This window comes from Vibrio sp. 2134-1, assembly GCF_033339495.1.
Genome location: NZ_JAWOUS010000002.1, coordinates 42,855 through 59,084 on the forward strand (window position 1 = coordinate 42,855; position 16,230 = coordinate 59,084).

The following is a 16,230-nucleotide window of genomic DNA, read 5'->3' on the forward strand; positions in this document are numbered from 1 at the left end:
TAATAACGGATAACTAGATGCGACAAAGAATCGGTGTCGAGCACCTAAAGGCACCCATAACCAATCAAGAAGTCGAAGGCGCGTTAGCAAAAGCTGAGCGCGCTGTGAACGACCTTTCCCAATTGCCAGTAACATGGCTGGATTTCTGTAATGAAAAGCTGTCCATTGCTTCTGAAAGTATCGGTTTTTTAATCAGGCAGCGAGTTCAAATTCACAAAAGGGGTTATCCAAGTCGTGAGTTGGCGTATCTCAAGCTGATTGAACGCCAAATTGAAGAACTGAAGCAGGTGTACTTGTCGTTTTATCGGCTAGCACCGGGGTTGATTCATCAGTTAAGAGGCCAGGAGCCAGAAATCTACAGCTGGCTGATGCTACAGGTCGAGTTGGGCTCAGAGTTGGATAACCTTTTGTGCGGATTGAGTTTACTCGAAGATATTGACGCTAAAACCGCAATGGTCATTGCCGTACAATCTCCGGTTGAATCTATGGATAGCACGCTTTCGGAGCTTATTGAGGGTAATGCGACATCCAGTGCGTTTTACTTTGAATGCTTACGTGTACGTCAAACATTAAGTGTTTCTCTCATCAAGCGCTGGCACAAAGCCAGCATCATTAGCTCTCAAGTTGCTTTGCCACTGCTCGCTTTACAAGACGTAAAAGAGGGGATTGATTGGCTTAATGACAATGCAGGCAGCGAACAATACCTATTTGAACGTTTGATTACCAAACGTGACAGAGGCACTTGGTTCCGTCAGAGCTTTGGCATCGAACCAAATGGATTACCATCAGCGCAAGTGCTTACTTATGCCAAGTTGCTTGAGTTAAAAGAGTTTGAGGCGTTTGATATCTCTTCTTCATTAGCACCTGTTGATTTTGCGCTGAGTGGCGATTGGAAACTGGTGCCTCAAATCATCGAGCACTTGGAAAGTCTGGAGGAAGCTGAGGGTGAAATTTGGCTTCAAGCTTTGTATGTCGTCTACGGAAAGCTTCTTCCTCTGACTCCGCAAGATGTTGGTGTCGAATATGAATGGGAAGAGATCGTCGATCTGCTCAATGAGTGGGTGGAAGATGAAAAATATATCCAAAATCTACCAAGCCGCTTGGGTTACGCATTGAGCTTCGAGTCTACGTTAGCTGCGATGCAAGATTCTAACGTTGATGTGCTGTTCCGCGACTGGCTATGGCGCCAAATCTGCATTCAATCCAGAGCCTACGTGCCTTGGGATATGGCGATGCCGATACATCAGCAAGACTGGAACTTCAACAATTTAAAGGCCGCACCTTCTGCGAGCGAACGATTCAACTTAAGGAATAGCAATGCAGTTATGGGATATTGAAGCGCACCCTGAGCTATCACTTAAAGGTCGTTTTCAACGTGACGAAAACGGCGATGAAGTGTGGGTTGTGGTCGCTAAACGTACTTGGCAATTCGATGGTGTGGTTTGGCACGAATTAGGTGAAAGTGAAATCTTCGATGATCCCCAATATTTGGGCGAAGAAGGCTTCTCTGCGATGAAAGTTGACCACGAGTTCGCGTATACCAAAGACAACACAGATGTACTTGTTTACGGCAAAGCGCGCAGCTACGCGAAAAAGCCAGTGACATACCAAGAGTGTCGTGTGCTGATTGATGGTCATATCGATAAGACTCTCGCTATTCACGGGGAGCGCGTATGGGTTGAGCATGCTGGCAGTATCTCGCTGAGCAATCCAGTTCCATTTATTGAAAAAGACATTGATTACACTTGCGCGGTAGGCGGTGATTTACGTAACCGAATAGGTGGTGGGGTTGCCGACTCCAACAAAGAATTGCTTGAACAGAAAGTACCCTCGGTTTTTTATCCCCGAGAGGACTGGAGTGCCGCCGCGAAAAAACTACGCGTTGCGGGGTTCGGGCCAGTGCCTCCGTTCTTTGAGTCGCGCCAGAAGCTGGCCGGCACGTTCGATGACGATTGGATTGAGAATCGCAAGCCAATGTTGCCACTCGATTTTGATAAGCGGTTCTTCCAAAGCGCGCCTATTGATCAACAGTGCAAAGGCTTTCTTCGTGGGGGGGAGCGTTTGATGATGAGTGGTTTTTGTCATGATGACACGCTTTCATTTCGAATTCCTAAAGAAAAATACCGTGCGATCGCGACGTTCAAAGATCAAAGCTATCAAGCTGATATGGCGATGTACACCTTATTCGTTGATGCGGAAAAGAAAACTATATCAATCAGTTACACCGCTGTGTTTCCTTGTCAGGGCAAGGAGCATTTGTTGGTGTCGACATCCATCACTAAGTTGGAAGAGGTAAGCGAGCATGCATAATTCAACAGGCCGTTACGTGCTAGGGATGGAAGTGATGACGCCAACCGGTATGAATTTAGATATTGCTAGTGCAGTTTCGTATGCTGATTTAGGAAGATTCGACCAATGTGTAGGGGATGATGGTATCGAGCGTTTTACTTACGCCAAAATCGAATACACCAAAGAAAGTGAGCAGTTTGAAAAAACGTGTGAGTTAATCACCCACTTGCTTGATTCATTATTAGCACAGTTACCACGTTCATTGAGACCAATACCTTTGCTTATAGCGGTGCCTGTGTCTGTTTCTCTAGTAAAGGTGCAAGAATGGCTTGGTGAAAGTAACTATGCTGAATTTCTCTCTGTGGTGAATGCTGTTCATGCCAGTGGGCCTAGTTTCGTTCTCCAGGCCATGAAATCATTGGATAAATATGATGCTATGATGTGTATCAGTGTCGATTCCTTGGTGAGTTCGATGCAAACACTCATCGACGATGCGATGGTAATGAGTACCAATAATCCATGGGGCGTTATTCCGAGCGAGGGTGGGGCGGGTTTAATTCTTTGTCGAAAAAACACCGTAGAAACATTGAAACTTAAGCCTCAAGCGCAGCTTGGCTACATTGATACGGAATTAAACACTTCAGACCGAAGAGGCATGTTTCGACTTGTTCAACGTGCGAGTAAAAAGCTCGATTCATTTGGTGAAGTGTATTCCGATATGACGAACCTGCGCATGCATTCGGAAGATTACGGCTTTGCTCTGGGGGCGAAAGCAGAACGATTCACGAACCCAGAACAACCGCAGCTTATCAATGAGTTGTGGGGCACGATGGGCAGTTGTTCTTCTCTCGCTTTAATTGCCTTTGCGGTCAGAGAGCACCACTTTAAGCAACCAACTACGTTGTTAATGTTCGACTTTCATGGTGACAAAGGAGTTCTCCAATTACTGCAATGTTAGTGGGCACTCATCGATCAAATAGCAATGAAAATATACTCATATTATTAGGTTGAAGTTTGTAACACGAAAAAGCGTATAACTCATGCAGTGAAAGCGTAAGTAAAAAGGTCTAATAAGTTAGTAATAATAACTAAAATAATAGGCTTACTGTTTGTTTTAAATACCAACCTTGATACAAGTACGTTCAAGAAAATATTATTCAACTCTAATAATATTTATTCTATGAAAGAGTACTAAGTGTCTAATAATCAGAGTACAGCCAAAGGATATATCGATCAGTTGGTTGTTAAAGCTATTGAGAAAAAGAAACTGAATGAGCAAAGGCTAGCAGAAAAAAATAAGCCGAAGCTTGAGTACGTGCTTTTTTCACAGTTTGATGTATTAGACAAGCTTCCTTCTAAAAATGGTAAGACAACGGTTTACCATCTTGCAAAAAAAGGGCAGCCAGAGAAGCAAATCTGTTGCAAAGTTATCAATGATGACTCGCCAGAATTTGCGAGCAAAATGTTGATTAACGAAGCGAGCAGGCTGGAGCTTTCTCAACACCCTAGCGTGGCTAACTTTGTAAAAATCGGCAACGAATTCGAACGCCCATATTTGATGTACGAGTGGATCCAAGGTGAATCACTGGCAGAAAAAATGGAGCGTCATTCTTCTAAAGGCTTCCGCCACGACCACATCGCTTGGTTGGTGTATCAACTCGCTGGCGCTCTAGAGTTTATGCATACAAGAGGTATCTGCCATCTTGATATTAAACCATCTAACGTATTAGTGAGTGAAGGCGATTACGTTAAGCTCATTGATTTCGGCGCTGCTCGTTACATTGGAGAGACAGAACCTTACGCAGAAGCAAGCTTGAGCTACGCTTCCCCTCTTTATATAGAAACTGGCATCGCGGAACCGCAAGATGATGTTTACTCTCTCGCTTTGCTCGCTGGACACCTATTTTTAGGATCAATATTTGGTGATGCTTGGAATAAGCAGTTAAAAGATCGAAAGCGTCCGGCTTTGATCCCGGCTCATATTTGGAAATTGCTGAAAGAAGTCATCAACAAACCAAGAGGGCATGGCTATACCGCTATTTCTTTTGCTCAACAGTTAGCGCGAATCGATACGCAATCAATTAGCTCAAATTCTAACGCACCAATTTTCAGTAGCTTGCGTAACGCGGACTTGCTGCTTACACACTGTAAGCCAAATGATAAAACGGCGTATGGTCGCTTTAAAATATTAGAGGCGAGCTTAGTGTTGAGTGTGCTGGCAACAGCAGGAAGTTATTTGTATCAACAGAATAAAGATCAATTGGATGCCATTTTTTCCCGAGGTGTCACTACTGTAACTCACGTTATTACGCCCTCTGAAACGGCTTCTTTTTTGGCTCAGCCTCCATGGAAAATCAAAGAAGAATTGTCTCAAGCTACTCAGAGTATTGATATGACAGTAGCTTATCGAACAGCATATCAAGCTCAGCAGTTAAGCCTCTCGAATTTATATGAAGAAAAACAGGCTCAGTTAACGTCGTATCAATCGTTAGCGGATGGCTTACCAATGGCATTAGTCGATTTACGTAAGGAGCTTGTCACCTTGCGAGAAACCCTTGTTCGTGACGGTGCCCTGTTTCCATATGCGGATGAGGCGTTGACTAAAGTGATGTCTGGATTAAATGTCGCGTCTATCGATTCCATGAAAGTATCTGCCATAGCTGGCAGTCGAGATAAGCAGATTGCTCGCTTAATTTTAGATGGTGAAGCTAAGCTCGCAGAAAATGAAATGAAAGAGGCATGGTTATTAAACCAGTCACAAGCCTATTTCTACAACCAAATCTTACCAAAGGCTGTGATGGAAAATATTAATGACTCCATCGATAAACATGCAGAGGCGCACTTTTACACCAAAGCAATTGAAGAAGCTGAATTAGCCAAAGCCTACTTCGGTAATACGCCAGAACTAGACAAAAAAATAAAGGATTTAATCGTCGCAAGAAGCGAATTTATTTTGTTTAGCACCGTGATGGAGCAATCCGTTTACGACAAACAAAAGCTACATGAATCCCTTGCCGATTTAGAACGGAATGCACCAAGCAAATTTACAGAAATCACGAAAATTCTAGATAGCATGGCGTCGGATGCGATAGAGCAGAGCCATCGGTTATCTAAGCCAGCAAATGGCGCAATTGCGGTAGCGCGTGCGTTGAGAGATTACTTGACTGAAGGAGACGTGAATTTTGTCCAACATTGATATCGATCGTCTGCTTAATCCTATTTCTGATGAATCTCCAGTGGGAAACGATGCCCGTTACGAGTTTTGCTACGAGATGATGGAATCTGAAGTAAAGAAATTCGGTTCCTTGTTTGGCGAAACAGTAGATTGGAGCGTGGTAAAAACGCACGCGACTGAAGTTCTAGAGCACCACAGTAAAGACTTAAAAGCCATTTGTTACCTCGTTCGCGCGCTAACAGAAGAGTTTGGTCTGCAAGGCTTTGAACAAGGTCTAAAGCTGCTTAGTGAGGCGTTAAGTCGCTTTGGCGTTGAATTGTATCCTTCGCGAAAGCGGGGTCGAGATGGCGCGGTTGAATGGTTGAACCATCAGTTTAAACTGGTCAGTAGCAAGTTAGCGGAAAGCGCTCAGTCATGGGATTTGGTATCAAACTGCATTTCGACTATTGAAGAAGTGCAGCGCCAGTACGACGAGGTTTACCAAGACTCAGAAGCGGATTTCTTTGAGATTCGCACTCAACTCAATGTCTTATCTCAACAAGCGGTGGCTGATGAGCAGAGCTATGATGCAGTCGTTAACGTCGAACAAGCGGCGCCTGCACCAGCTACGCAGCCTGCTGCCGCAGAAACGCCAGCGCAGAGTGAAGTGCAAACCGCACCGGTGAAGGCGGTTCCGCCGGCCCCTAAACCTGCGCCAGTTAAGAAAGCGGTAGCAAAAGAAGTCGATGTCGATACGGACTTCTCTTCGCCTACGGCTTCTAAGCGCACCTTGAAGAAGGTGGCGGAAGTCATGCTTCATGCGAACCCAAGTGATCCGCTGGCTTACCGGATTTATCGTCATCTGACTTGGGATGACATTGATGGTCTACCCGACCACCAAAACAATCAAACGCCTTTGAGCTTGGCAGTGTCGTCCGATCAACAAGCGGAATACCGAGATAAAGCTGACCAAGAAAGCGACATCGACACGATTAAGCGTTTGGAGCGCACATTAACGGATGCGCCGTTTTGGCTGACGGGCCATTACTTCGTGTATTCGATGCTTAATAACTTGGGCTTTGATGATGCAGCGCTTGCTGTGAAACAAGAAGTGACGCGTTTTGTTGACTCACTAGAGGGCATAGAGCACCTCTCATTTAAGAATTCTATACCATTTGCAGATGAAGCGACCTTGAGCTGGTTATCGACTCAAGATACTACTTCTTCGACTTCTCAACCCGTTGTTCAAACGGTTGTGATTTCGCAGGAAGACTCGCTGCCAATGGAGGATATCACTCTAGAAAATCTAGGGGAATGTGCCGCAGAGCTTGCCCACAAACTTGAGCTGGATAGCTCGGGACGTGGGCAGTTCATGCTGTATTTACAATTGATAGCAGCTTACCAGTCTGTTGGATTATACCCGTTGTGTTTGCCGTATCTTGAGAAGGGGTGGGAAGTACAAAAAGCGTTTAATCTCGCGAGCTGGGAACCCCACTTATCGTCACAGTTAGAAGACCTAATTCGAAAAACACTCCATCGGTTATTTGGAAGCAAGGATCTTCTACCTGAGAAGTATGAAGAGTGGAAAGCAATTTACGACTAATTAAAGAGTTAGATAAGGAACGAATTATGTCACGTGACGGCTCGGTGGCTCCTAAAGAGCGAATTAATATCCGTTATGTTCCAGCAACTGGCGATACGCAAGAAGACGTAGAGCTGCCGCTAAGCATGATGGTAGTTGGCGACTTTACTGCGCGTGCAGATGAGACACCAATTGAAGAACGTACTCCAATTAACATCGACAAAGACAACTTTAACGAAGTGCTAGAGGGCATGTCTCCAAACGTTAAAGTCAACGTTGAAAACCGTCTTTCTGATGAAGAAGGCGGCCAGATTGGTGTTGATCTGACGTTCCAAAACATGAAGGACTTCTCACCTGAAGCGATCGCGAAAAGTGTACCTGAACTAAACAGCCTACTTGAGCTTCGCGAAGCCTTGGTTGCACTTAAAGGTCCTCTAGGAAATGTTCCTGCGTTCCGTAAGAAGATCGCATCGGTTCTTCAAGATGAAGAAGCGAGAAAGAAACTGTTGGATGAACTAAGCATTGGCAACGACCAAGACGCGAAAGAAGAGTAAGGGATATCATGTCTGCAGAAGCACAAGCGCCAGAACAAGAAGCAGCCTTAGTTGAATCAGGCTCACTTCTGGATAGCATTCTTAACGAAACACGTTTAAAGCCAAGTGATGAAGGTTTTGACGTTGCAAAACGCGGCGTAGAAGCATTCATCAGTGAGCTACTAAGCAGTTCGAACACAGAGAAAGTCGACCAATCTCTGGTTGATCTGATGATCTCTGAAATCGACCAAAAATTGTCTAAGCAAGTTGATGCAATTCTTCACAACGAAGAAGTTCAAGCGATTGAATCAACGTGGCGTGGCCTTAAGTACCTGGTTGATCACACTGACTTCCGCGAGAACATTCAAATTGAACTGATCTCTGCGAAGAAAGACGAAGTTCTTGATGACTTCGAAGACGCTCCAGAGGTGGTGAAGTCTGGCCTGTACAAGCAAATCTACACACGTGAATACGGCCAGTTCGGTGGTAAACCTGTTGGCGCCGTCATTTGTGATTACGCTATGTCTGCCTCTTCGCCTGACATCAAACTGATGGAATACATGGCGAACGTAGGCGCAATGTCTCACGCACCATTCATCACGTCGGCATCGGCTAAATTCTTTGGCCTAGACAGCTACGAAGAGCTGCCAAACCTAAAAGATCTGAAGTCTGTATTCGAAGGTCCACAGTACGCGAAATGGCGTGGTCTGCGTGAGCACGAAGATGCACGTTATTTAGGTCTATGTACGTCTCGCTTTATGTTACGTACGCCTTACTCTGTAGAAGATAACCCAATTAAGGCGTTTGACTACGATGAGCAAGTGACAGACAGCCATGATAACTACCTATGGGGCAACTCAGCGTACGCGATGGCGTCTAAGATCAGTGAATCATTTGCTAAGTACCGTTGGTGTCCGAACATTATTGGTCCTCAAAGCGGTGGTACTGTACAAGATCTACCGGTTTACAACTTTGAAGCTATGGGTCAAATCGAGACTAAGATCCCAACCGAGATCCTGGTTTCTGACCGTCGTGAGTATGAGCTAGCAGAAGAAGGCTTCATTGCGCTAACCATGCGTAAAGGTTCTGACAACGCGGCGTTCTTCTCTGCAAACTCTGTTCAAAAGCCGAAAGTGTTTGCGAATACGCCGGAAGGCAAACAAGCAGAGATGAACTACAAGCTAGGTACTCAGCTTCCTTACATGTTCATTATCAACCGTTTAGCGCACTACATCAAAGTGCTACAGCGTGAGCAAATTGGTTCTTGGAAAGAGCGTTCTGACCTAGAAATCGAATTGAACAAGTGGATTCGTCAATACGTTTCTGACCAAGAGAACCCGCCAGCGGAAGTTCGTGGTCGCCGTCCGCTTCGTGCTGCGAAGGTTGAAGTATCAGACGTAGAAGGCGATCCAGGCTGGTACAAAGTATCGATGTCTGTACGTCCTCACTTCAAGTACATGGGCGCAAGCTTCGACTTGTCTCTAGTTGGTAAGCTAGACCAATAACCCATTACTGAAACCATCAAGCAGCCAGTGAAGACTGGCTGCTTTTTTCGTAGGACCGCATATGGAAAAAGGTTACCGTCTTTTAGAGCGGATCGAGCTAGGAGAACCAAAAAACTGCTACGAGAAAGTGGTGTCTCATAAGCATTTGATTGAATCCATTCACTCGCATCTCGCTGACTTGTTGAATACGCACTCCGGCAACGCAATGATCGACAATGAGTATGGTCTGCCAGATTTTAACGACGTACTTTCTAACAACACAAACCTCGTTCGCCATATTCAAAAAAACATCACGTCAACCATAGAACGCTTTGAGCCCCGACTGTTTAATGTCGAGGTTCATTACCGTGAAGACCACCATAATCCATTACAACTCGGCTTTGGTATTCGCGGCGAAGTTTCCCATAACGGCGGTAAAGTCCCAATGTCGATCGATGTCTACATGGGAACCGACGGCCAATTTAACGTTTAGTAGGTGCCACTTGAGTAACAGTAAATACTTTCAAGATGAACTCACGTATTTACGCGAGTCGGGTAGTGAGTTTGCCAAATATCATCCGAAGTTAACTCACTTTCTCTCTGAAGGAACTTTTGATCCAGATGTCGAACGACTGCTGGAAGGTTTTGCTTTTTTGACCGGACGCATCCGCGAAAAGATTGACGATGAACTTCCTGAGCTAACGCAATCTCTGATGACTTTGCTGTGGCCACATTACATGCGTTCGATTCCGTCTTTGTGCATTAGCGAACTAAAACCGCATACCGGAAGTGTTACTGAGAAAACCGTGGTGAAACGTGGTGCGGAAATGGCCAGCGAACAGGTAGAAGGCACGCAGTGTTTGTTCCGTACTTGTTATGACGTCAATCTATACCCAGTTACGATTACTAACATCGAACAAACTAACAGCCGCACCAGTTCGATGATTGATGTGACGTTATCGACGGAGCATGGCCTGGAACTGTCTCGTATCGGTTTAGATACGTTGCGTTTGCACCTGCATGGTGAGATTCATATTACTCGCACTGTCTTCTTATGGCTGTTCCGTTATCTAGATTACGTCGAGTTGGATGTTGGTGGCGGCTACAAACATCGTTTAGGGCCAGAATACGTTAAGCCAGTCGGGCATGAAGAGGACGAGGCGCTGTTGCCTTACAGCAAAAATTCCTTTGCAGGCTACCGTTTGCTGCAAGAATTCTTCTCTTTGCCAGATAAGTTCATGTTCTTCGACATTAAAGGCTTAGAGTGGCTAAAAGGCATTCCGCAACGCAGCACGGTCAAAATCAAATTCCACTTTAAGCGTGCTTTGCCTTCAGAAGTGGTACTTAAAGATAAACACTTAAGGTTGCACTGCACACCTGCGGTTAACTTGTTTGAAAAAGACGGCGATCCAATCCGTTTAGAGCATCGACGAAACGAGTACAAGGTGCGTCCACAAAGTAACACTCAAGAGCATTACGAGGTTTATTCCATTGAGCAAGTGGAGAGTTGGAGTAAGGACGAACGCCGTCGTAAACCATTAATCGAATTTGAGTCGTTTGAGCACCAAATCAACCAACGTGATAAGCGAGAGTTCTACAAATCCAAAGTAGGTGAGCGAGTAAGCGGAAGAGGGTTAGAGCGCTATATCTCATTCCATACTCACAATGGCGACATCGCGGATTTAGGGACTGAAACAGTATTGATGAAACTGCAATGCAGTAACGCGGACTTAGCGGAGCGCCTGTCAGTAGGAGATATCACGTACGCGACGCACAAGTCGCCAACGTATGCGACGTTTAAAAACATTACTAAGCCAACACAGTCAGTAAGTCCTCAGGTTAATGGTGAACTTCAATGGCAGCTGATTGCCAATATGTCGCTTAACTACTTGTCTTTAGCGAATATCGATGTGTTGAAAGTGTTGCTCTCGACTTACGACTTCCATTCTCGTGTTGATAGACAAGCCCACCGCGCGTCGATTCATCGACTTGATGGCATTATTTCTTCAGAGATGAAACCAATCGATCGCGTATTTCGTGGTGTATCTGTGCGTGGTAACCAATTCAAGCTCGTGACGGACTCTAAGTTCTTCGTAAATGAAGGCGATATGTTCCTTATGGCCACGGTATTGAATGAATTTATCCGTTTGTATTCGAGTGTGAACTCCTTTACCGAACTAGAGGTGTTCGATGAAGCGACGGGCGAGGTTTACAACTGGGCAAGCCTAATCGGGCAGCAGACGATACTATGATTAACACACTTTCTGATAAGTCGAATGAGTTTAGTTTCTACCAAGCGGTGTTGCTGTTAGAGAAACACTACCAGCTGGAGCCAAACTCAAATTTTGTTGCCGTGGGCGAGAACAAATACTTCCATCAAGAGCGAATTGAGTTCAGCGTGTCGCCAAACCTGTGCTTTCCAAAGAGTGATATGGATTTTATTACTCATATGGAAAGAAACGGAAAGCAATATTCACGTATTGAGACGAACTTTCTTGGCTTGCATGGTTCAAGCTCGCCCCTGCCAGCGTCTTACACTGAGAAACTCGTCGGTCGTGATCCCGATGATAACCCAGTGAAGGATTTCTTCGACTTTTTCCACAACCGCTATACAAGCTTACTGTATCGTGTTTGGAAGAAATACCGATATCACGTGCAGTACAAAAGCGGGGCAAGCGATGCGTTTTCTGGGCGCATACTGCATTTGGCTGGTCTCTCTAGCGTTATGCAAGATTGTGAAGTCGCGGAGTTAGATCGAGCGAAAGTTCTGTCTTACGTGAACCAGTTATCTACGCGTACACGTTCACCTAAGCTTATTTCCGGTATTGTTTCGCACTACTTTTCACTGCCGAATGTGCGAATCGAAGAATGGGTTTATAGACGCGTAGAAATCGCTGAAAGCCAGCGTAACAAACTCAATCGTTCCAATTGTGTATTGGGGCAAAGCTTACACTTGGGACAAAGCATTGCGGATTTGAACGGCAAGTTTAACTTGTGTATCGACAACATTGATTTTGAAACGTTTAAGCAGTTTTCCTACGATGGTGAGTTACATAAGACGCTGGTGGGCTTGATGCGCTTTATTCTGCGTGACCCAATGTCGTGGGACCTAAAGTTGACAGTTAACCTAGACAGTATTCCAGAAAACAAACTGGGTAATGGAGAAGGGAACCAACTAGGTCAAACGTTCTGGCTTGGTAACCCAGGGGATAAAGACGCCAAAATTCGACTTATCGGAAGCATATAAGAAAGCCGCTCAACGAGCGGCCCTTTATGTTTTCCTCGAAGAGGTCAGAAAAGCTTAACGACTGATCGGCTGGTGCAGTACAACGGTAGTATCAAGCCTTTGAATGCCGTTAAATGATTCAATTTCATTACAAAGATGATGAATAGACTGCAGGTCGGGCGCTTCAATTAGGGCAATAATATCAAAGTTGCCACCAACAACGCTCGTTAAGCGAACCTCAGGGATTTCTTTAAGTGCATTCGTTACATCATTCTTCTTACCCTTTTCACAAGAGATCAGTAGATAACTAGCGGCTTTTCGCCCTTCATTTTCTACACGAATCTGTGCGGTATAGCCTTTGATAATACCGGTCTTTTCTAAACGATTAATTCTTTCTGCTACTGCTGTTCGAGACAAACCAATGTTTCGGGATAGATTCGCAATCGACTCTCGCCCATTCGACAATAGACTTGAAAGTATTTTTCGATCTAATTTATCTAAACCTTGTAAAGTCATGTTTGAAATCATGTGTTCTGCCTATTTTGTTTTTATATTGTTATTAAATCGACTCAGGGAGCGTAAAGTTATACAGCTCAGCAAGAGTGAATGGGTTTTTCTGTGTCAACGGAGTGATGCGTAAGCTCAAGTCCCTCCCTGACACTTTTATGTCACTGACAAAGCTGCCGTTATGAGTGTTTGTCAAGGTCGAGTCACCTAGCAATCTGTATATCGCCCATTGACCACTCTTATTTAAAACGTGCTGTCTGCCTTCATCGGTTACATCCTGGAGTGTGATACTAATATTGAAGTCACCATTTTGCGGTGGCCATGCCATTTCACGAATGCGGCTTGGACCGTGGTAGTAACTTATATTGGTATCTGCAATTTTTAAGCTCGCTCTAATCGCACTAGAATCAAGATCGAGTACTCTTGCACTAAACGGAATATGAACGCGGTTAGTGCTTTTATTAATTAATGTGTCTCGAATAACGTTATAGTTACGCAGTTGCACTAACAGAGCCGGAGAGATTGGCATCGTCTCGCCATCCACCTGTTTTGGCGTCCACAAATTGGTATCGTAGAACGGTGCAAAATTTTTCTTAATAAATGTGTCTAACAAGCCACCTGAAGCAAACAGTAATTCAAAATCTTCAATTGAGATTTCCTCGGTCGCTGTTAGATCAAATGGGTATCGTCCTAGCCCTATCTCTTTAAACTTGGTGTAAATCTCGCTGTACCATTGGGTTTGAATGCCTTTAGCGGACTCTTTAATCATGACTGACCAGCTTTGTTGAACCACATCTAACAACCAGCTACGAACGGGTTCCGGTGATTTTTGGGCAATCTGTTTAAGTTTTATTAATGGGTCAGCTTCACTGCTGTTCATTCGATGCTGAGCTGCCGCTAGCGCCGCCATTTGCGGGTCAGGTGCATCAGCGATGTCTTTCATATACGTGCGAACACGGCTTAGCGCTGTTACGGTCTCATCCCAAGGAGTAGGGGAGTTTGGTGTTTCACTGACCTGAAGTTGGTTTAATAAGTGAAAAGCTTGTTCAACACGTTTCATCAACAAGTAATCAGGCTTAACTACTTCCTCTACTGCGTCTGATGCGGAGTCTGCCGCTGCCACGAGTTTCGGGTCTAGCTTTGAAATCAGAGCATTTTTTTCACCAACGGGTGAAAATTGTGTGTTGGCATAGACCTGCTTCAGTACGGTTGTCATTGGTGAAGAAGGGCCCGAGATTAAGTCTATCGCGTTCGTTAGATCGCCGACATTGTCATAGTTCTGGACTTTTAGTTCACTCAGCGCATTGCGCCAATTACTGATGTAGTCGTCAGTATATTTTTTACGTACTTCCTCTTTGAAGGCTTCTTGTTCTTCACTAGTAGGAATAACGTGTTGTGACAGACCTAAAACCCAGTTGTCACTGATGACTTGTTGTGACATTAGGTCCACGCGTGGTCGATAAAAAGTGCTAAAACCAGTGGAGGTATAGATCTTATCTACGATCAAGCGTTCGCTATCGATTGGTGTGTTGAACACATTGCTAAACTCAAAACCCACAGCTCGTTGCAGATCTAGGGTTCCTAAATCAATCGAATTTGCTTCGTTTAAAATGCCTGCATAAACGAGATCAACATTCGAATTTGCTAGCAATGAGCGACGTGTTGCGCGAACAAGATCCATATTGATATCAATTGGATCAAACTGTGTGCGAAAGTAAGCGTCCAAATAGCGCATCGCCTGATTGACGACGTCATTTTGGTTGCTCAAGTCGTTCATCATTTGGAGAGTTTGATGACGCAAAAAACGGATATCACGCTTTGTTGGATCGTTTAGCATTAGATACCCCTTCAATAGAGGTAAAGCGCGTGTAAAAGTGTTTTGATTTTGTGTCAGTTGTAGACGGTAACCTTTCTCAATGAGAGGTATCAACTGTTGAGCAACGTCCTTAAGTAATGCTTCGTAAGCGATGCGAGTGCTTTGATCCAAACGGCTAATGTTGAGTGGTAATATCTCTTCATCCAAAGCCTTAGAACCTTTAAGCCACGCCCCATAAGAAGGCTCTATTTCTTTCGTCGCCTTCGCTAAAAGCTCATCGAATCTTGCATCTTGCTCCACTTGTGATTTGTCATCGATACTCAAGAGTTGATTCATCACATGTAAGTTACTGTCTAATGTCGTGAAAAAGAAGTAACTGCCCCCAGTAAGCAGGATAATAGAGCCGAGTATTGCCAAACGGCTTTGTCTCTGAATTAGACGAAGATACGTCTTGTTTTCGCCCGCAAAGTCGCTTTCCGGCAATATTTGTGAATCAATCAGAAAGCGAGAGAAATAAGGCGTTTCTGTTAACTGAGTATGCTCTGACGCGATAATAGGTAAGTTGAAGTAATTACTACAACTTTTTGCAAGTAAATTGTACTTGCGACCGCCTTGCAGACTCGAACTAAAGAAAATCTCACGGATGTCTAGTGAATAGACACCGTTGTTAACATCACATAGACGCTCAAGCACATAGCTGACTTCAGACTGACATAGCTCAAACTGCTTAGGGAAAGCGAGTATTGCTTGTTTCTCATCAATGTCCGTTGAATTAGCGGATGCATCTAGCGCATTACTTTCAAGCACTCTCACTAGATTTCGATAGCTATCGCGGTAGTACTCTGCAAATACACCTTTGGCTTCTTTTAGTGGGATAGAGAGGAACTCAACACGTGTCTTGAGAGAGCTAAAGTGCATGTATTCTTTAAAGCCGTCTAACTTGTCTAGCTTTGACATAATCAAATAGATTGGCAATGCTGAAGACGTTTTAGAGTTGATGGTACTCAAGCGCGCCAATAACGACGAAATGGTGTACTCTTTTTGTTCTGGCTCAGAGACGATCATGAACTCGAAATCGGTGAAGAATAGACACCCAGAAAATGGCTTTCGAGGTCGATGATGAATAACTTCTTCAATGAACGTATTCCATAAAGAAGCATCACTGCTTGATACTTCCTGGAACACTAAGCGTTGGTCAGGTTTGATGTATACAGCGCTGTCAGATTCGTACCATTCAAAAAAGTCATTCTTAGCGGTTCTAGTGCGATCCATCGGTTTAATTGCACTAGAATTAAATAAAAATTGACGTCGCCCTGACCCTTTATTACCAAGCATCAGGTAAATTGGTTTCTTGCCTGAGTTAGCAAGAAGAGGCTGGATAACCATAGAAAGTGCTTCTTCCTCGGTTTCCAAATGTTGAGCTTTAGCGTTGTTCTTTTTCTTCAACCATAATGTGAATTGAAAAGTGACGTAAACAATGGCGATAGTACCAAGGGTCAGCCAAAGATAAAGTTGATCGATTTCGTCAAGAAAAAGCAGATAAATAGTGGTGATAATTGCAGCCACTAAAAACATCAATATAGTAGAAATCACCACTGGATTTCTAAACAGTTTTTGTTTGAACATAAGCCTAAAACTT

At 44.3% G+C, this 16,230-nt stretch carries 12 protein-coding genes; 10 read left to right on the forward strand and 2 right to left on the reverse strand.

Annotated elements, in window-relative coordinates; genetic code table 11:
- Window positions 1-17: 17 nt before the first annotated feature.
- From R7R78_RS02570 to tssG, 10 genes are all read left to right on the forward strand, one after another.
- A complete protein-coding gene (locus tag R7R78_RS02570; RefSeq protein ID WP_225472981.1) occupies window positions 18-1,337 on the forward strand; it encodes a hypothetical protein in 1,320 nt (439 codons plus the stop codon).
- Window positions 1,318-2,310 (forward strand): DUF2169 domain-containing protein, encoded by a 993-nt coding sequence (locus R7R78_RS02575; protein ID WP_213966598.1) that lies wholly within the window; start codon window positions 1,318-1,320, stop codon window positions 2,308-2,310. Before R7R78_RS02570 ends, R7R78_RS02575 begins: the two co-directional genes overlap by 20 nt.
- On the forward strand, window positions 2,303-3,247 hold the full coding sequence (locus tag R7R78_RS02580; protein WP_017633759.1) for a hypothetical protein: 945 nt from the start codon (window positions 2,303-2,305) through the stop codon (window positions 3,245-3,247). Before R7R78_RS02575 ends, R7R78_RS02580 begins: the two co-directional genes overlap by 8 nt.
- Before the next feature lie 237 nt (window positions 3,248-3,484).
- Window positions 3,485-5,485 carry a serine/threonine protein kinase gene (locus R7R78_RS02585; protein ID WP_225472983.1) on the forward strand — a complete coding sequence of 667 codons (2,001 nt, stop codon included), beginning with the start codon at window positions 3,485-3,487 and terminating at the stop codon, window positions 5,483-5,485.
- Window positions 5,472-7,046, forward strand: a complete 1,575-nt coding sequence (tssA, locus tag R7R78_RS02590) for a type VI secretion system protein TssA (RefSeq protein ID WP_225472985.1) — start codon at window positions 5,472-5,474, stop codon at window positions 7,044-7,046. The genes R7R78_RS02585 and tssA overlap by 14 nt, the downstream gene beginning before the upstream one ends.
- 26 nt (window positions 7,047-7,072) lie before the next feature.
- Window positions 7,073-7,579, forward strand: coding sequence for a type VI secretion system contractile sheath small subunit (gene tssB / locus R7R78_RS02595; protein WP_005373381.1), 507 nt, complete (start codon window positions 7,073-7,075; stop codon window positions 7,577-7,579).
- 8 nt (window positions 7,580-7,587) lie between these two features.
- On the forward strand, window positions 7,588-9,063 hold the full coding sequence (gene tssC / locus R7R78_RS02600) for a type VI secretion system contractile sheath large subunit (RefSeq protein ID WP_005373378.1): 1,476 nt from the start codon (window positions 7,588-7,590) through the stop codon (window positions 9,061-9,063).
- 61 nt (window positions 9,064-9,124) lie between these two features.
- On the forward strand, window positions 9,125-9,535 hold the full coding sequence (gene tssE / locus R7R78_RS02605) for a type VI secretion system baseplate subunit TssE (RefSeq protein WP_033906409.1): 411 nt from the start codon (window positions 9,125-9,127) through the stop codon (window positions 9,533-9,535).
- Between the two features lie 10 nt (window positions 9,536-9,545).
- On the forward strand, window positions 9,546-11,294 hold the full coding sequence (tssF, locus tag R7R78_RS02610; protein ID WP_042523535.1) for a type VI secretion system baseplate subunit TssF: 1,749 nt from the start codon (window positions 9,546-9,548) through the stop codon (window positions 11,292-11,294).
- Window positions 11,291-12,289 (forward strand): type VI secretion system baseplate subunit TssG, encoded by a 999-nt coding sequence (tssG, locus tag R7R78_RS02615; protein WP_042523537.1) that lies wholly within the window; start codon window positions 11,291-11,293, stop codon window positions 12,287-12,289. Before tssF ends, tssG begins: the two co-directional genes overlap by 4 nt.
- 54 nt (window positions 12,290-12,343) lie before the next feature.
- Here the strand turns inward: tssG and R7R78_RS02620 are convergent, their stop codons facing one another.
- Window positions 12,344-12,796 (reverse strand): Lrp/AsnC family transcriptional regulator, encoded by a 453-nt coding sequence (locus R7R78_RS02620; RefSeq protein ID WP_005373369.1) that lies wholly within the window; start codon window positions 12,794-12,796, stop codon window positions 12,344-12,346.
- Between the two features lie 31 nt (window positions 12,797-12,827).
- The gene (tssM, locus tag R7R78_RS02625) at window positions 12,828-16,217 is read right to left on the reverse strand and encodes a type VI secretion system membrane subunit TssM (protein WP_225472987.1); all 3,390 of its coding nucleotides are present in this window, start codon (window positions 16,215-16,217) and stop codon (window positions 12,828-12,830) included.
- Between the last annotated feature and the right edge of the window lie 13 nt (window positions 16,218-16,230).